Source organism: Methylophaga sp. OBS1 (assembly GCF_026319365.1).
Map to the genome: position 1 here is coordinate 45,142 of NZ_JAPDMS010000004.1, position 16,598 is coordinate 61,739.

General features: G+C 51.5%; 17 protein-coding genes. 3 read left to right on the top strand and 14 right to left on the bottom strand.

Features of this window, described 5'->3' with window-relative positions:
- The first annotated feature begins 85 nt into the window (after positions 1 to 85).
- Together OMQ46_RS11610 and OMQ46_RS11615 are read left to right on the top strand one after the other, a co-directional pair.
- Positions 86 to 517 carry an RDD family protein gene (locus OMQ46_RS11610; RefSeq protein ID WP_266237110.1) on the top strand — a complete coding sequence of 144 codons (432 nt, stop codon included), beginning with the start codon at positions 86 to 88 and terminating at the stop codon, positions 515 to 517.
- Between the two features lie 112 nt (positions 518 to 629).
- Positions 630 to 980 (top strand): endonuclease domain-containing protein, encoded by a 351-nt coding sequence (locus tag OMQ46_RS11615; RefSeq protein ID WP_266237111.1) that lies wholly within the window; start codon positions 630 to 632, stop codon positions 978 to 980.
- Positions 981 to 1,120: 140 nt separating this feature from the next.
- Here the strand turns inward: OMQ46_RS11615 and OMQ46_RS11620 are convergent, their stop codons facing one another.
- The 14 genes from OMQ46_RS11620 to speA all read right to left on the bottom strand — a co-directional run bounded on the left by OMQ46_RS11620 (position 1,121) and on the right by speA (position 15,550).
- The gene (locus OMQ46_RS11620; protein WP_266237112.1) at positions 1,121 to 1,345 is read right to left on the bottom strand and encodes a DUF2835 domain-containing protein; all 225 of its coding nucleotides are present in this window, start codon (positions 1,343 to 1,345) and stop codon (positions 1,121 to 1,123) included.
- A gap of 3 nt (positions 1,346 to 1,348) precedes the next feature.
- Entirely contained in the window at positions 1,349 to 1,762 is a 414-nt protein-coding gene (locus OMQ46_RS11625) for an HIT domain-containing protein (protein ID WP_266237113.1), read from the bottom strand.
- 1 nt (position 1,763) lies between these two features.
- On the bottom strand, positions 1,764 to 4,421 hold the full coding sequence (gene pepN / locus OMQ46_RS11630) for an aminopeptidase N (RefSeq protein WP_266237114.1): 2,658 nt from the start codon (positions 4,419 to 4,421) through the stop codon (positions 1,764 to 1,766).
- 16 nt (positions 4,422 to 4,437) lie between these two features.
- Entirely contained in the window at positions 4,438 to 4,770 is a 333-nt protein-coding gene (locus OMQ46_RS11635) for a YqfO family protein (RefSeq protein ID WP_266237116.1), read from the bottom strand.
- Positions 4,763 to 5,815, bottom strand: coding sequence for a WD40 repeat domain-containing protein (locus tag OMQ46_RS11640; protein WP_266237119.1), 1,053 nt, complete (start codon positions 5,813 to 5,815; stop codon positions 4,763 to 4,765). Before OMQ46_RS11640 ends, OMQ46_RS11635 begins: the two co-directional genes overlap by 8 nt.
- 9 nt (positions 5,816 to 5,824) lie before the next feature.
- Complete coding sequence (gene dcd, locus OMQ46_RS11645; protein ID WP_266237122.1) at positions 5,825 to 6,385, bottom strand: dCTP deaminase; 561 nt, start codon at positions 6,383 to 6,385, stop codon at positions 5,825 to 5,827.
- A 317-nt stretch (positions 6,386 to 6,702) separates the two neighbouring features.
- A complete protein-coding gene (apbC, locus tag OMQ46_RS11650; RefSeq protein WP_266237124.1) occupies positions 6,703 to 7,785 on the bottom strand; it encodes an iron-sulfur cluster carrier protein ApbC in 1,083 nt (360 codons plus the stop codon).
- A 153-nt stretch (positions 7,786 to 7,938) separates the two neighbouring features.
- On the bottom strand, positions 7,939 to 8,814 hold the full coding sequence (locus OMQ46_RS11655; protein ID WP_266237125.1) for a carbon-nitrogen hydrolase family protein: 876 nt from the start codon (positions 8,812 to 8,814) through the stop codon (positions 7,939 to 7,941).
- A complete protein-coding gene (locus OMQ46_RS11660) occupies positions 8,814 to 9,401 on the bottom strand; it encodes a GNAT family N-acetyltransferase (protein WP_266237126.1) in 588 nt (195 codons plus the stop codon). Before OMQ46_RS11660 ends, OMQ46_RS11655 begins: the two co-directional genes overlap by 1 nt.
- Positions 9,402 to 9,539: 138 nt before the next feature.
- Positions 9,540 to 9,947, bottom strand: coding sequence for a ketosteroid isomerase-related protein (locus OMQ46_RS11665; RefSeq protein ID WP_266237127.1), 408 nt, complete (start codon positions 9,945 to 9,947; stop codon positions 9,540 to 9,542).
- Positions 9,948 to 10,219: 272 nt separating this feature from the next.
- Positions 10,220 to 11,092 (bottom strand): agmatinase, encoded by an 873-nt coding sequence (speB, locus tag OMQ46_RS11670; RefSeq protein WP_266237129.1) that lies wholly within the window; start codon positions 11,090 to 11,092, stop codon positions 10,220 to 10,222.
- Between the two features lies 1 nt (position 11,093).
- A complete protein-coding gene (gene nspC, locus OMQ46_RS11675) occupies positions 11,094 to 12,260 on the bottom strand; it encodes a carboxynorspermidine decarboxylase (protein ID WP_266237130.1) in 1,167 nt (388 codons plus the stop codon).
- A 98-nt stretch (positions 12,261 to 12,358) separates the two neighbouring features.
- Positions 12,359 to 13,555, bottom strand: a complete 1,197-nt coding sequence (locus OMQ46_RS11680; protein ID WP_266237131.1) for a saccharopine dehydrogenase family protein — start codon at positions 13,553 to 13,555, stop codon at positions 12,359 to 12,361.
- Positions 13,556 to 13,603: 48 nt separating this feature from the next.
- Positions 13,604 to 15,550 carry a biosynthetic arginine decarboxylase gene (gene speA / locus OMQ46_RS11685; protein ID WP_266237133.1) on the bottom strand — a complete coding sequence of 649 codons (1,947 nt, stop codon included), beginning with the start codon at positions 15,548 to 15,550 and terminating at the stop codon, positions 13,604 to 13,606.
- Between the two features lie 393 nt (positions 15,551 to 15,943).
- Between speA and OMQ46_RS11690 the strand changes: the two genes are divergently transcribed.
- Positions 15,944 to 16,591: a LuxR C-terminal-related transcriptional regulator gene (locus OMQ46_RS11690; protein ID WP_266237134.1), complete on the top strand. Its 648-nt coding sequence runs from the start codon at positions 15,944 to 15,946 to the stop codon at positions 16,589 to 16,591.
- Positions 16,592 to 16,598: the final 7 nt, after the last annotated feature.

The window sequence follows — 16,598 nt, forward strand, 5'->3', positions numbered from 1 at the left end:
ACCCAATTCAAGATAAATTAAAGCGATAATGATACTTTAAGTGGGGTTTAACGCCCAAATAAAATGCGACTTTTCCAGGTTTTATATGACAGATACAAACACCCGTCCCGGCCCGCTGCGACAGCTGATGGTCATGCTTTACGATTTTCTGCTTCTGCTCTCTGCACTGCTTCTCGCGACAGTCATTCCTGTCGCGCTGAACCAGGGTGAAGCCATCCAGGCCGGCAACCCGATATTTCTGCTTTATCTCTTGATGGTCAGTCTGTTTTTTTATGGCTGGTTCTGGACCCATGGAGGTCAGACGCTGGGCATGCGTGCCTGGAAAGTGTACCTGATCGGCCAGAGTCAGGTCGCCATCACATGGAAACAGGCCACAATTCGTTTTGCAGTGGCGATCTTGTCCTGGTTGTGCCTGGGGCTGGGCTTTCTCTGGCAATGGCTCAGCAGGGATAAACAGAGCTGGCATGACCTGATGTCAGGCACACAGCTGATTGTGCATAAGGTGGATAAAAAATAGCTATTCCCCGCACCTTAACCATCTAATGACAAGGGATCTAACTCCTTCCCCCTTGTGCGGGAAGGGTGGGATGGGGGCCCCCAAATCAACCACAGGCAAGGAGCCAATGTTCATGGATGAACGTCAACACCGTGCCCGACAACTCCGCCGAAATATGACTGAGGCTGAGCAAACACTCTGGCGCAGGATCAGAAATCGACAATTATTGAACGCCAAATTCAGACGTCAATTTATCCTGGGTAGTTATATCGTGGATTTTGTCTGCCTGGAACAGCGGTTGGTGATCGAAATTGATGGCAGCCAGCACCTGCAGAATAAGTCTTACGACGATAACCGAAGTGCCTATCTAACACAGCAGGGTTTTGTAGTAATTCGATTCTGGAATCATGAGGTGCTGGGTGATATTGAGGCTGTTTTGGAGGTGATTTTGAATCATTTAGCCCAGTCAGTCCAACGTTCATAAGGACTCTTTCAGACCTTCTCCCCTCACCCTAGCCCTCTCCCCCAAGAGGAGAGGGAATAATTTAGACACTAGCATGCTTCTGGCTCCTTCCCCCCTTGCGGGGGAAGGCTGGGATGGGGGGCAAGCGCTAAAACAAAAACCTAAGTTCCAATTCGCTCCAAAGACTGCAGCTTGTGGTTGTCATCAAAACGTATCCGGAATAAGCCGTTCACGCCTGCAGCGTCAACGAAGGGACGGATGTGGTAGGCAGGAAAACTGATAGTCTGACCGTTGTGAGCACGCACAATGACCGTGCTTACCTGGCCCTGGTAATAACGAAGCGCCTCTTGCCGTGGCAGATGCAGGCGAAATCGCAGTTCTGTCATCGTTTAAATCAACAAATCATCCAGCACTCTTCTCAGCTGTGACAGCATCGCTTTGGCTGCCACCTCCGAATAGGCCTGAGCTTCACCAATCCCCCATACCGGCAGCGGCCAGGTCGCATCGGTAGTAAAACGGGCCACGTGATGCAGGTGCAGTTGCTCAACCACATTGCCTATGGTCGCGACGTTCATTTTCTGTGCTGAGAACAGCTGCATCATCTGCTCCGAGGTGAAGCTGGACTCGTAAATCAGCCTTTGCTGTTCTGCTTCCGTCAACTGATGAATTTCACGTACATTGCCCCGCCTTGGCACCAGAATGACCCAGGGGTAGCGGGTATCATTCATCAACCGCACCTCAGAGAGCTCATACTCGCCGACGCTGAAGGTATCCTGGGCCAATTTCGGGTGCAGTTCGTACATGTCAGGCAGCGAGGTACTTGGTCACAATCTCGTAGACATCGGCTGACAAAGATTCCTCAGCTGCAATTCGCTCCAGTGCCTGCTTCATCAGTGCCTGACGCTTGCTATCGTAGCGACGCCACGAATTCAAGGCCCCGAGCATACGCGCGGCGACCTGTGGGTTGAGTTTGTCGAGTACCAGAATCTGATCAGCCAGAAACTGATAACCGGAACCGTCTTTGGCATGGAAGTTAACCGGGTTATTTCGGCAGAACATACCAATCAGTGCCCGTACATTATTCGGGTTCTTGATGTTAAAGGCCTCATGCTGCATCAGCCCTTTCACCCGGATCAATGTATCCGGCAGCTTGGACGCGGCCTGTACCGCCAGCCATTTGTCGACCACCTGTTTGTCGTGCTTCCACTGTTCGTAGAAGGCACGCAGGGCATGTTCGCGCTCCGGGCCAATCTGATCGGCCATTATCCTCAAACCGGACAGCAGTTCAGTCATATTGTCGGCTTGCTTCATCTGCCGCAGGCAGCGTTGCACCTGGAACGGATCGCCACTGGCCACCAGGTAGGACAGACACAGGTTCTTGAGGCTGCGACGCGCCATTTCCGAGGCATTGAACTCATAAGCTTTATTAACATTCAGACGCTGATAAGTCTGGTCGAACTGCTCTTTTAACGCCGCTGCCAGCTGACGCTTAACGAATTCACGAGCCTGATGAATGGCATCGACATCCGGCGTTTCCATCTGCGCAGCCAGGTAATTCTCTGTCGGCAAGGTCAGCATTTTCGCAATCAGTGCCGGGTCCAGTTTCTTGTCGGTTAATACCTGCTCAAACTGATTGACCAGCAATGGCGAGAGGCTGAGCGGCTTCTGCTGCTGTATGTCGGCGACCAGCGTCAAAATGATGTTGATGATCAGCTTCTGACCTGCATCCCAGCGATTAAAGCTGTCCTTGTCATTCGCCATCATAAAGGCCAGCTGATGATTGCTGAGTCTGTGGTTGAGCTTGACCGGCGCTGAGAAACCGCGCAGCACTGAGGCCAGCGGTTCACTGCTGACATTGATAAATTCAAATGTCTGAGTAGATTCGGTCACTGATAAAACGCGGGTATCAGCCGGATAGGGTTTGCTCTCCCCCGCCAGTTGCAGCGGCAAACTGTCGCCATCTTTGTCCAGTAGCCCCACTGCAAACGGAATATGAAATGGCAGTTTTTTATCCTGTCCCGGTGTGGGCGGACAATGCTGACTGACAGTCATCGTCAGACGCTGTTCCACGGCATCATAGTCTGTCTCGACAGTCAGTTCCGGCGTACCGGCCTGGTTATACCAGCGTCTGAACTGAGATAAATCCAGATGGTTGGCATCTTCAATCGCTTTGACAAAATCGTCGGTGGTCACCGCCTGACCGTCATGACGGTCAAAATATAAATCCGAGCCTTTGCGGAAACCCTCCTCACCGGCCAGGGTTTTGATCATGCGAACCACTTCGGCACCTTTTTCGTAGATGGTGACGGTGTAGAAGTTGCTGATTTCGATATAGGAATCGGGTCTGACCGGATGAGCCATCGGTCCTGCATCTTCGGCAAACTGCATGCTGCGGAGCTTGTCGACATCATCAATACGGGCAACCGCAGCCGAGTTTAAATCGGCACTGAAACTCTGATCCCGCATCACGGTGAAACCTTCCTTAAGGCTCAGCTGGAACCAGTCACGGCAGGTGACACGGTTACCGGACCAGTTGTGGAAATACTCATGGCCGACAATGCTCTGAATGGTATAGAAATCCTGATCGGTGGCAGTCTCCGCACTGGCCAGCACACAAGCCGCATTGAAAATATTGAGGCCTTTGTTTTCCATCGCGCCCATGTTGAAGTCATTCACGGCGACGATCATGAACACATCAAGATCGTATTCACGTCCGTAGGTTTCTTCATCCCATTCCATCGCCTGTTTCAGCGAGTTCAGCGCGTGGTCACATTTATGCTTGTTTTCCGGGTCCACATAAATTCTGAGCGCCACTTCGCGGCCGCTCAAGGTGGTATATTTGTCCTGTTGCACGTAGAGATCACCGGCAACCAGTGCAAATAGATAGCTGGGTTTGGGATGCGGATCATGCCAGCGCACCCAGTGACGGCCATCATCAAAGCGGCCCTGATCTTCCAGGTTACCGTTGGACAGTAATACCGGCCATTTTTCACGATCCGCCACAATGGTGACAGTGAATACCGACATGACATCGGGACGATCCGGGTAATAGGTAATTCGACGGAAACCTTCGGCTTCACACTGCGTGCAAAGAATACGACCGGAATGGTACAACCCTTCCAGCGCCGTGTTCTGATCCGGATGTATATCGGTGGTGATTTCCAGTTCAAATTTTTCCGGTGTATTCGGAATCAACAGTTGACTGTCCGAGCGCTGATACTGGCTGGCAGACAGTGTGTTGCCATTCATTTTGACCGAGACCAGTTCCAGCTCTTCACCATCAAGGATGCAGTCGCCACCGGGGCCTTGAGGATTGCGGCGCATCGTCAGCGTGCTGACTACGCGGGTTTTAGCACTGTCGAGGTTAAATTGCAGCAGTACTTCTTCAACCAGATAGGCTGGCGGCTGGTAATCAGCCAGCAAAGTCACTTTCGGCGAGATTTCAGTAGCGGATGTATCCATGGTTTAAGCTCTTGATTCAGAAATCGTCTATTGTCTTTACAGACCAGACTTCATAGGCCGGGGTTTCGTATGGGTGGGCCGATATCAGTGCCTGCAGGATGGTTTTTATCGAAGAGGCTGGGCAAACGGTTTCAACCCGGAACTCACCCACCCGCTCAATTTCACCCTGCTTACCGATAAAGGGATCACTACCATCCAACGGCCGGAACTGGCCCGTGCCCTGACTTTCCCAGCTGCAGCAATCATAACCATCATAATGCCCGGCACCTGCGGCAAAAATAGCCGCTTTCACCGATTCTTTGTGTGACTCAGGTACGAAAAAGACCAATTTGAGTAATGGCTCAGTCATCTTGAAACCTCCACTTCTGTGCCAGACCGTTACCAGTCTCACTGTAAATGGATTGTCCATCGGGACTAAATGTCAGCGCCTGCAATACGACCCCCGGTTTTAATGCATCTCGGCGCAATGCCTGCCAGCAGCTGATGTTTTCGCCGTTACTGGCACGCCAGGTGCAAATCCGCTGGTTAGGATGGCCGGTGACAATAAACCGGTTATCGCTGGAATAGCCTACCGCGGTGGTGGTTGTTTTAAATACCGGGAAATCACCCCATGGCCCATCCACCGGAATCGGTGACGTAGTCAGTACCGCGATTTCCTTGCCATTGGCGACAGCCCGAATACGGGTCTGATCATTGCCGGCACTGGTGACTGCATAATCATCCTGAGGGCTGAAACTGACAAGCGTCACAGCATTGCCGTGTTTCCACTGACGCAGCTGTTCACCGCTTTGTAAATCCCAGAGCCGGGCGGTCTGATCGTCACCACCGGTTAAAGCCAGTCTGCCATTGCTGGATAAGGCGACAGCATTGATGAGCTGGTTTATCGGGGAGTTAACCGGGGTACCGTCGTGTTCAAATATCTGGCGTACCTGGTTGGCCCTGACATCAAAATAGACGGCTGTGCGGTCCTGCAGGGCCAGCAGCAGGTGGGAGCCATTGGCTGCCAGCGCCATATCCTTGACCGTGGTTGGAAATTGCAGTCGGCTAATCGGTTTGCCGTCTGCCATGCTCCAGAGCACCACGGTGTTGGACTCACAGGTGGCAGCTACCGTGCCGTCTGGTGAGAAAGCCACATCGGTCGCGGTGCTGGCTTCACCCGGCTGATTCTGCCAGGTATAGCGGATTTTGCTCGCTTCGATATCCCAGAGTTTGGCAGGCAAATCAATATCACCGACCAGAGCATAACGTTTGTCTGGTGAAAAAGCCGCAGCGTAATTGCCGTACTGGCTATGCTGCCATGACTCTATAGGTGCCTTTTCACTGTTGCATGCCACCAACAGTGCACTGGCCAGAAACAGCCTGAAAAATGTTGCGATGGGGTGCCTGTTTACCATGCCCCTGAATCAGGACCGCGGCAAAGTGACGCCGGCCTGCCCCTGGTATTTACCACCGCGGTCGGCATAGGAAATTTCGCAGACTTCATCAGACTCGAAGAACAGCATCTGTGCCACACCTTCATTGGCGTAGATCTTGGCTGGCAAGGGCGTGGTATTGGAGAACTCCAGCGTCACCTGGCCTTCCCACTCGGGCTCCAGTGGCGTGACGTTAACAATAATGCCGCAGCGGGCATAAGTTGATTTGCCCAGACAGACAGTCAGGACATTACGCGGAATTTTGAAGGTCTCCACAGTGCGTGCCAGAGCGAAAGAGTTAGGCGGGATGATACAGACATCAGAAGTGACATCCACGAAGCTGCTCTCATCGAAGTTTTTCGGATCCACAATCGCCGAGTTGATATTGGTGAATATCTTGAACTCATTGGAGCAACGAACGTCATAACCGTAGCTGGAGGTGCCATAGGAAATGATACGGTTATCGTTGTGATAACGGATCTGACCCGGTTCAAAGGGTGAGATCATGCCCTGCTCCGCCATCCGGCGAATCCATTTGTCCGATTTGATCATAGTGAGCCGCTTAGCCTTGCATAAAAAGGATAATGATAACGTTATTTTACGACTTGACTGAAGTCGTTTAGCTTATCCGAAGATGACACGGATTATCGCAGATTATTAAATAAGCAAAAAGGCACGGAGACACAGAGAGAAATGTTGTCAGTCGTGCGAATAGCCAGTGTTGGATGGAACCAGTCCCCGCGGGGACTGGACTGCCACGGCCTGAGGCCTCCAAATCACAAAAACATCTCTGTGCCCTCTGTGTCTCTGTGGTTCTTTATTTCTCTGCTTTTCCTTGATTCACACTCAATCTGCGGATGAGCAAAATACTAATCGTTTTTAACGACGATATTGGGGAAGGCTGCGGCATAGTTCTTACCCTGCATCGCCAATCTTGCTGCGAGACGACGGGCAATATGGCGATAGGCCATGGCGATATCCCCTTCAGGATCAGTCACAACGCTTGGCTGGCCACCATCGGCATCTTCACGGATGCGGATATTCAGAGGCAGACTACCCAGCAGGTTGATGCCATATTGATCAGCCATATTCTGACCGCCGCCGCTACCGAAGATGTGCTCTTCGTGACCACACTGGCTGCAGATATGGGTACTCATATTTTCCACCACACCCAGCACTGGCACTTTAACCTTTTCAAACATCTTGTAGGCTTTGCGGGCATCCAGCAGCGAAATATCCTGTGGCGTGGTGACAATCAAGGCCCCGCTGACCGGGACTTTCTGCGACAGCGTCAACTGAATATCACCGGTGCCCGGTGGCAGGTCAATCACCAGATAATCCAGTTGTTTCCAGTTAGTGTCGCCCAGCATTTGCTGAAGCGCCTGGGTCACCATCGGTCCGCGCCAGATCATCGGCTCTTCTTCATCAATCAGAAAACCAATTGACATGCTCTGTACGCCATAGCTTTCAATCGGTTCAATGGTTTTACCGTCCGTTGATTCCGGACGTTTGGTGGTACCCAGCATACGTGGCTGGCTGGGACCATAAATATCAGCATCCAGCACGCCGACGGTGGCGCCTTCAGCCGCGAGTGCCAGTGCCAGATTTACCGCGGTGGTGGATTTACCGACGCCGCCTTTACCGGAAGCAACCGCGATAATGTTTTTGACGTTTTCCAGCGCGGGTACACCCTGCTGGACTTTGTGTTTGATGACTTTGGTGTCAACTTTGACGCTGACACCGTCTGCGCCGGCAGCATTCAGCTTGTCTGCCAGTTGTTGCTGAAGTTCAGTCGCATAGCCTTTGACCGGATAACCAAGGGTGACAGTAACTACCTGTTTATCGCCCTCCTGCTCCACTTTGATGCCTGGTTTGGTCTCACCGAGCTTGATTTCGGTGGCGGGGTCCACAAAATCATTGATGATTTCCTGAACTTGGTTTTTATCTAACATTCATCACTCCTGTCTGTTCAGCGCGTGCACTGTGTTTTTGAGATACCCCTTATTCTAACGGCTGGCTGCGACGGCTTCATCCATACAGCTATTGTGGCTTTTGCAGCAGACGAAAAAAAACGCCATCAATGATGGCGTTTCAGCTCATAAATACTAGTTGGGGCCCCGGAGCTTGTTTTGCAAGGGCCAGTCACGATAATTAAACACCTGCCCGGCCTGACGTACGCGGGCTATTTCGGTCAGGTCCAAATCAGCATAGACCCACTGGGCAGTCTCTGCACTACCCTCGGCCAGAATGCCGTTATCCGGAAAACCATAATCGACCGGGGTATAGACACTGGCACGACCGGTGTTGAAATCGACCGCTTCCGACCATTCAGCATTACCGAAAGTGGGGGACTGCAGCACATAACACTGGTTTTCCAGTGCCCGTGCCTGACAGCCGATACGGACCCGGTAAAAACCAGCCTGGGTGTCAGTGCAGCTGGGTGCCAGAATCACATCGGCACCGGCCTGAACCTGCTGATGGGCAATCATGGGAAACTCGGTGTCATAGCAGATATTAATGCCCAGTCGGCCGATATCCGTATCGATCACCTTGATATCCTGACCTGCGTGAATCAGCCACTGCTCATTCTCAAAGCGGGTCATGATCAGCTTATCCTGGAAGTCAATAAGTCCCTCCACGCCATAGAGGTTGGCACGGTTACGGAATGTGCCGTCTTCCTGCAGGACCGGGAAGCTGCTGGCCAGAATCATCACATCAAACTGACGCGCCAGCTCGATATGCAGCGCTTCGTAATCCTGATAAATTTCCTGCATTGAGTGCAGCTGTTTACCCAAATCCTTGTAGACTCCTTCACCGAACAAAGACGCCAGCTCCATGCTGCCGTATTCGGGAAACACCAGCAATTTGGCCTGATGCGTGGCTGCCTGTTTGACCCAGTGAGTGAGCTTGGTTTCAAACTCGCTCCAATCCTGGAAAAAGCCGATGTCGTACTGTGCGACGGCTGCTTTTACTTTGCTCATTAAATTTTCTTCATCCAGAAAGTCATCGGCTTGGGCGACTCATCCGTTTCATCCAGTTCTTTCCAACTGAAAGTCGTGTTGAGATCATCATATTTTTCATAACCGCGCTTGCGCCAGAAATTATCCAGCGGCACGTAATCGGCCGGTCGTCTCGGGTGGTTTTCAGGACGCTGCACACCGCAGAAGCAGCTGTACTCAAAACCGCCGATTTCCTGCGCATGATCTTCACGATGATCGAAGAAAGCGACACCGGCCCCCTGCCCGCGGTATTCCGGCAATAAGACCGATTCACCGCAGTAGAAAATCTTGTCGACATCATAGTCGGCAGCGATAAAGGGCGCTTTGACCTCTTCCGTTTCATGCTTAAGCGGGATGCCGGTTGAGGCACCCACCACTTTATCACCATCAAAAGCCAGCACGATCACGCTGTCAGGGGCTTCAATATAGGTTTGCAGATACTTTTCTTCGTAGGCCAGATCGCCGTCGTAGAGATAGGGCCAGTCACGAAACACCTGAATCCGGAGCCGGGCAAGCTCCGGAATATATTGGTTCAGCTTATCGCCGGAGAGTCGTTCCAGTTTCAGCATTGTCATTCCAATCGTCGTTTTATGCTGTGAAGATTTTTCCTCAGGCTAAAGCGGATTCAAACTAAGAATGGCTTTGACATGATGTCAGTGAGCACTTTAGTTTGAATCCGACACCATCGCGGAAAAAGACGCAGCAGTTTAACCTGCGACTTGGGCGATCCAGTCTTCCAGGTTGTAGTAGTTGGTGATACGGGCGACTTTGCCGTCACGAATCACAAAAAAGGCACCGGCAGGCAGACGGTAAGTCTGACCGGCAGCTTCAGGCAAGCCTTCGTCAGTTGACAGGTATTCACCCAATACAGTGAATTCAACCGCAGCGCGATCACCTTCATCATTGGTGGTGATGGAAATATCAACGATTTGCTCTTTGTAATGCGCGTTCATGCGGTCCATGAACTTGGAGAAAGCTTCCTTACCGACTTCACGACCGCTCTGGTTAACGTCATGGATCACGTCGTCAGTCAGCATGGCCAGGAAAGCATCCATATCCTGACGGTTAAAGGCATCGTAGTAGTCTTGCAGCAGTTTTATAGTGGCTTGGTTCATGGTCAAAATTCCGCACAGAAAAAACGGCGGATTTTAGCCCGTAAACGCTTCAATGAAAAGCATAAATATTGATTAAACACATTTGTTTCACCACGGAGGCACAGAGGTCACAGAGAGAATCCGGCCGCGGACACTCGGAAGTGCTGTTGAGGATAAAACGCAAGGAAGGTTAAACCAATCCGGGACTGGATTGCTTCGGCTTGGGCCTCGCAATGACTGGCTTAATAAATTCCTCTATGTCCTTTGTGACTCTGTGGTTACTTTTATCAGAATCAACGCTGATTGCGCTGGACGATACCCATCAGTTTGTAGGTCAGCATGGAGGCAGCGAAATCATACGCATGAAAGCCTTCAATCGGCGCAAACTCCATTACATCAAAGCCGATGATCTCGCGTTGTTTGGCGACGGATTCGAACAGATTCAGCGTCTGATACCAGCCCAACCCGCCTGGCACCGGCGTGCCGGTGGAGGGAAACACGGAGGGATCCAGTCCATCGATATCAACAGTAAAAAAGACTTTCTGCGGAAAATCATCCGGCAATGTGATGCTCTGAATATTGTTCTGCACCAGTTCATCAGCATCTTTGAAATGCACACCGAACTCCTCGCGAAAGCCCATTTCTTCCTCGCAGAATGCACGGATACCCAGCTGGTAAAGCGGAATGCCCATATCCACCACCCGCTTCATCACCGAGGCATGACTCAGCAAATCGCCTTCATAGGCCTGACGTAAATCAGCATGGGCATCAATCTGTACCACGCCGAAATCGCTTATGCCGGCATCAACCAGGCCTTTGATCACGCCATAAGTGACGGTGTGTTCGCCGCCCAGCACCACGGGCATCGCGCCCTGACGAACGATATTGGCAGTAGCCGTAGCGATGTTGTCGATAACCTGTTTGGCATCGACACTACAGTCAACCGGCTCACAGGTGTAAATACCGGCATCACAGGGCTTGCTGTAACCGTCCCACTCTTCCAGTTGCCATGAGGCTTCCAGAATCGATGAGGGTCCCAGACCGGTGCCGCCACCGTAAGAGACGGTTTTCTCAAACGGGACCGGCAGTACATGAAACATCGCTTTATCGGGCGCTGGCTGGTCGATTTCCGAGCCAAGAAAAATGGGATATTCGAGTTGTTTCATATCAGGAGAGCCTGTGTTTAAAGTCCTGGTAGCCAAACTCTTTGACTACTCTCAGCGCGTCAGTTTCCGAGTTCCAGATCGCGATCGCCGGTAATTTGGTGCCGTTAAAAGTCGTGGTTTTGACCATGGTGTAATGGCTCATATCTTCAAATATCAGCCGCTGACCGATCTGCAACGGTTCGGGGAAGCTGTAATCGCCGATCACATCGCCGGCGAGACAGGTCAGACCACCCAGACGATAGGTATGTTCAAACTCATCCGGCTCACCTGCGCCGGTAATATCCGGTCGGTATGGCATTTCCAATGTGTCAGGCATATGGCAGGTGGCTGAGGTATCCAGAATCGCCTGATTTAACTGATTCCAGGTGATATCCAGCACTTCGCAACTGAGGATACCAGTACCGATCGCCATGGCTTCGCCCGGCTCCATATAGACCTCGACATCATGCCGCTGTTTGAATGCCTGGACCAGTTCCACCAGGCCATTGATATCGTAGCCCTCGGCGGTGATGTGATGACCGCCACCAAAGTTAACCCAGTGCATTTGCGGCAATAGATGGCCGAACTTGTCCTCCACCGCTGCGACCGTTCTGGCCAGTGGTTCAAAGCCCTGCTCGCAGAGGGTATGGAAATGCAGACCGCTAATCCCCTCCAGCGCCGCCTCATCCAACTGAGACAGCGGAATGCCAAGACGTGAGCCCGGTGAACACGGGTCATAAATCGGCACGGTGCCCTCGGAATGTTCTGGATTGATTCTCAGTCCAAAGTGCAGTTCAGGCCGCTGCTTTTTGGCAGCAAGGCACTGTTCACGAAACCGCAACCACTGGCCGCAGGAGTTGAACACAATGTGATGGGCAAAAGTCAGCAGTTCATCGATATCTGCCTGACTGAAGGCGGCGGCAAAAGCATGCACTTCACCGCCGTATTCTTCATAACCCAATCTGGCTTCATGCAGACCACTGGCGCAGGTGCCGCTCAGATATTTGTGGGTCAAATCACCAAAAGACCACATCGAGAACGCTTTCAGCGCACCCAGCACCTTGGCGCCGCTGGCCTCAGCGACTTCGCTCAGAATACGAAGATTACGCTCGACCGCGACTTCATCGACCACAAAACAGGGTGATGGCAGGCGTGAAAGATCGAGTTTGGAGAAATCGGTGAATTGCATTGAAAAATTTTTATCCGCAGATTACGCCGATTTCACAGATGAAAACGCCTTTCAAAATAATCTGCGTCCATCTGCGAAATCAGCGGATTTATGTAAACCTAATCCAGATCGAAGTTATCGAGCTCAACCACCTGCCAGGGCAGGCCATATTTGTTCATGTCTTCCATAAAAGGATCCGGATCGAACTGCTCCATATTCCAGACACCCGGCTTTTTCCACTTGCCTTCCAGGATCATTTTAGCGCCGATCATGGCGGGTACACCGGTGGTGTAGGAAATCGCCTGGGATTGCACCTCCTGATAGCAGTCCTGATGGTCCTTGATGTTGTAGACGTAGACAATTTTTCCCTTGCCGTCTTTCACCCCTTTGACGACGCAACCGATACAGGTTTTACCCTTGGTACGCGGTCCCAGCGTGGATGGATCCGGCAGCAGGGCTTTAAGGAACTGAATCGGGACAATCTGCTGGCCCTGGAATTCAACTGGCTCGATACCCGTCATGCCGACATTGCCCAGCACTTCCAGGTGCTTGAGGTAGTTATCACCGAAGCTCATCCAGAACTGGGCCCGTTTCAAGGTCGGGAAATGCTTGACCAGCGACTCCAGTTCTTCATGGTACATCCGGTAGATATTGTAGGTGCCGACTTCATCCGGGCAGGTGAAACTGGCTTTTTTCGACATCGCCGGGGTTTCAACGAACTCACCGTTTTCCCAGTGACGACATTCAGCCGTCACTTCCCGAATATTGATTTCCGGATTGAAGTTGGTCGCAAACGGATAGCCGTGATCACCGCCATTAACGTCGATGATGTCGAGTTCATGAATTTCATCGAAGTAGTGCTTGGCAATCCAGGTGGTGAACACATTGGTCGCCCCCGGATCAAAGCCACTGCCCAGCAGCGCAGTGAGGCCCGCATTCTTGAACTTGTCCTGATAAGCCCACTGCCACTTGTATTCGAACTTGGCGGTATCCAGTGGCTCGTAGTTGGCGGTGTCGAGATAATCGATACCGGCTGCCAGACAGGCATCCATAATGCTCAGATCCTGATAAGGCAGGGCCACATTGATCACCAGATCCGGTTTTTCCTGCTCAAGGAAAGCGGTCAGTTCAGCGACGTTGTCGGCATCGATTTTGGCGGTTTTAATCGGGCGTTCCAGTTGCGCAGCAATTGCTTTGCATTTTTCTTCGGTGCGGCTGGCCAGCACGATGTCAGAAAACACTTCCGGCAGTTGTGCGCATTTGTGTGTTACCACACCGCCGACGCCACCGGCGCCGATAATCACGACTTTAGACATAACAAGAACCTTTCCTTAATTAATTAACTATTCGGAAAAACAAGATTATTAACGTTCGAAGAATGTGTAACCGTGCATGCTTTCACGGAAGGCGCGCAGCATCTGCTGACGCATCGGCACCGAGATCCGGCCGTCACGCACCGCCTGTTCGGCGATACGTCGGAACTGTTCCTGAATCAGTTTCGGATCATATTCCACATAGCTCAGGACATCGGCAATGCTGTCACCATGGAATTCACGGCGGAAATCAAAGCTGCCGTCTTCATTGATATGCACACTGACCACATTGGTGTCACCAAACAGGTTATGCAGATCACCCAGGGTTTCCTGATAGGCACCGACCAGGAACACACTGACGTAATACTCCTCGCCTTCTTTCAACGGATGCAGTGGCAGTGTTTTACGCACCCCTTCCGGTGAAATGAAGTTATCGATTTTGCCATCGCAGTCACAGGTCATATCTGCCAGCACGCCATCGCGCACCGGTGCTTCATTGAGCCGGTGGATGGGCATAATCGGGAACAGCTGATCAATTGCCCAGATATCAGGCAGCGACTGGAACAGGCTGAAGTTGCCGTAATAAATATCGGACATCAGTTCCGGCAACGCCTCCAGTTCCTGTGAGACACGCCTTGCCTGTGGCAGCAGGTTGGAAATCTTGTCCAGAATGGCCAAAGTCACATTTTCCGCCAGCGCCCGATCCCGGAGTGTCGCCTGTCCATGGTGGAACAACTCCCGCACTTCGTCACGGTAGTACAGGGCATCGTTATAGCATTCCTGCAGATGCTCAACCTTGACATAATCCATCACGCCGTACAGATTGACGATAAGATCATGACTGTCTTCGGGTGGCTCGGGCGGGATGATTCCCGGTTTGTGCTCACGGACCTCCAGAATGTTGAACAGCAGCATTGAGGAATAGGCCACCAGCGCCCGGCCTGACTCGGAAATAATCACCGGATGTTTGATGTCCTGCGGATCCAGGCATTCCTGCAGGGTCTCGACGATGTTATAGCAGTATTCATCCAAACCGTAGTTCATACTGTGAGTGCTGTTACTGCGAGCACCTTCATAGTCCACTGCCAGACCGCCACCGAGATCGATGTAGCCCATCGGCGCGCCTTCTTCAATTAAACCGGCATAGAAACGACAAGCTTCCATCACCCCGCTGCGAATATTGCGGATATTGGGGATCTGCGAGCCCAGATGACTGTGCAGCAGTTGCAGACAATGCAGCATATCGGCCTGCTTGAGCTTTTCCACCACATTGAGCAAAGCATTCGTGGACAGGCCAAAGATGGAGCGATCACCACTGTCTTCGTTCCAGTGCCCTTCCACCATCGAAGCCAGACGGATTCGTACGCCGATCAGAGGGTCGATACCCAGCGCCCGGCTGCGCTCAAGGATGATATCGAGCTCCATCGCTGTTTCCAGCACAAAAAAGCACTTGATTCCCATCTGACGGGCATAAAGGCCCAGTTCGATGAACTCTTCGTCTTTGTAACCATTACAGATGATCAGGCTGTCATGGTCTCGCAACTGTGACAGGGCAATAATCAGTTCAGCCTTGCTGCCGGCTTCAAGGCCGTGATGATAGCGGCTGCCGTAGTCAGCGATTTCCTCGATAACATGGCACTGCTGATTAACCTTGATGGGAAACACGCCGCGGTAATCATTCTGATAATTGGCATCTTTAATGGCTTTGCCAAAAGCTTCGTTGATCTGGGTGATGCGCTGATCCAGCAGGTTCTCAATGCGCAGCACGGCAGGCATATCCAGACCGCGTTCGCGCATGCCCTTGACGATATCAATGATGGGCACCTGTATGGTTTTATCACCGAACTGCAGCGAGACAACAGCATTGCCATCATCTGACACATCGAAATAGTCACTGCCCCAGTCACGAACACCGTATAAACGGGCACTATGTTCAGCACTCCACTCAGCGCTCAAGTCCAGGTCATTGTCCAGCATTGAGGAGAGGTGGTTTTGCATCGGCAGCGATTCCTAATGATGTGGATTAAAGTGCGCGATTTTCACTACTTTGGTGTGAAAATGCAAAGAATAATTACAACAAATAAGTCCTAAACTTTACAGTAGCATGACTGCAGATGCCCAGAGACTGTTCCCGCCTCTTTCCCAGGCTCTCAAACTGTGCAGCATAGCCTCATCATCAGGATAGGCCTCCCCTCAACTTAGGGGATAATGATATCCTTCTCGACTGATAACCTAGGGCTTGTGAATCCGTCATTTCCGCCACCCTGGCGACGATGGAGACACAGTCTCAGAATGACCTGAAATGTGATGTATGAGCATCATGGTAATTGTTGTGGAACCACTTGTCAGCCGCGTGGATTATCCCCAACTCACAGCGGTACTGCCGGATAAATGAAAAGCATACTTATAGTTGAAGATTCTGAAGCTACCCGTCATCGCCTTGAAGATGCGATAACAAATGGTGGCCAGTTTGAACTCAGTGGCGCTGTCAGCACCTACACCGAGGCGCTGGACTTTATCCGTCAAACCCCGCCCGACATTCTGCTCACCGATCTGGATTTGCCGGATGGTAATGGTGTCGACCTGATTAAGCTCATCAATCTACCTGCGGTGAAAACCCAGCTTGCTATTGTGATCACAGTATTCGGTGATGGTTATCATGTCATCGAGGCGCTGAAAGCCGGCGCGTCGGGTTATCTTCTTAAAGATGATGATTTTATGGATATCAACGAGGCCATCTCCCAGATGGTTGAGGGTGGTGCGCCTATCAGTCCGAGCATTGCCCGTTATCTACTCAACGAACTGTCCATCACTGAATCCTCCAGCGAAGATCAAAAACCGGCCGCCAGCATTCTCAGTCCTCGTGAAAAAGAGGTATTGCTGCTCGTCAGCAAGGGATACACCTCTAAAGAGATAGCCAAAATGCTGGATCTCTCTTATTACACTGTAAGGGAATACGTCTCTAACGTTTATAAAAAACTTTCAGTGAAAAATAAGATGCAAGCTGTGAGTGAAGCGACGCTCCTGGGCATCATCTAAAGGTAGA

What these genes read in the sequence shown, in the direction of transcription:
- speA (WP_266237133.1), bottom strand. Translation starts at nt 15,550, where the DNA reads ATGCAAAACCACCTCTCCTCAATGCTGGACAATGACCTGGACTTGAGC.
- OMQ46_RS11615 (WP_266237111.1), top strand. Translation starts at nt 630, where the DNA reads ATGGATGAACGTCAACACCGTGCCCGACAACTCCGCCGAAATATGACT.
- OMQ46_RS11620 (WP_266237112.1), bottom strand. Translation starts at nt 1,345, where the DNA reads ATGACAGAACTGCGATTTCGCCTGCATCTGCCACGGCAAGAGGCGCTT.
- OMQ46_RS11635 (WP_266237116.1), bottom strand. Translation starts at nt 4,770, where the DNA reads ATGACTGAGCCATTACTCAAATTGGTCTTTTTCGTACCTGAGTCACAC.
- nspC (WP_266237130.1), bottom strand. Translation starts at nt 12,260, where the DNA reads ATGCAATTCACCGATTTCTCCAAACTCGATCTTTCACGCCTGCCATCA.
- OMQ46_RS11655 (WP_266237125.1), bottom strand. Translation starts at nt 8,814, where the DNA reads ATGAGCAAAGTAAAAGCAGCCGTCGCACAGTACGACATCGGCTTTTTC.
- pepN (WP_266237114.1), bottom strand. Translation starts at nt 4,421, where the DNA reads ATGGATACATCCGCTACTGAAATCTCGCCGAAAGTGACTTTGCTGGCT.
- apbC (WP_266237124.1), bottom strand. Translation starts at nt 7,785, where the DNA reads ATGTTAGATAAAAACCAAGTTCAGGAAATCATCAATGATTTTGTGGAC.
- OMQ46_RS11625 (WP_266237113.1), bottom strand. Translation starts at nt 1,762, where the DNA reads ATGTACGAACTGCACCCGAAATTGGCCCAGGATACCTTCAGCGTCGGC.
- OMQ46_RS11665 (WP_266237127.1), bottom strand. Translation starts at nt 9,947, where the DNA reads ATGAACCAAGCCACTATAAAACTGCTGCAAGACTACTACGATGCCTTT.
- dcd (WP_266237122.1), bottom strand. Translation starts at nt 6,385, where the DNA reads ATGATCAAATCGGACAAATGGATTCGCCGGATGGCGGAGCAGGGCATG.
- OMQ46_RS11680 (WP_266237131.1), bottom strand. Translation starts at nt 13,555, where the DNA reads ATGTCTAAAGTCGTGATTATCGGCGCCGGTGGCGTCGGCGGTGTGGTA.
- OMQ46_RS11660 (WP_266237126.1), bottom strand. Translation starts at nt 9,401, where the DNA reads ATGCTGAAACTGGAACGACTCTCCGGCGATAAGCTGAACCAATATATT.
- OMQ46_RS11690 (WP_266237134.1), top strand. Translation starts at nt 15,944, where the DNA reads ATGAAAAGCATACTTATAGTTGAAGATTCTGAAGCTACCCGTCATCGC.
- speB (WP_266237129.1), bottom strand. Translation starts at nt 11,092, where the DNA reads ATGAAACAACTCGAATATCCCATTTTTCTTGGCTCGGAAATCGACCAG.
- OMQ46_RS11640 (WP_266237119.1), bottom strand. Translation starts at nt 5,815, where the DNA reads ATGGTAAACAGGCACCCCATCGCAACATTTTTCAGGCTGTTTCTGGCC.
- OMQ46_RS11610 (WP_266237110.1), top strand. Translation starts at nt 86, where the DNA reads ATGACAGATACAAACACCCGTCCCGGCCCGCTGCGACAGCTGATGGTC.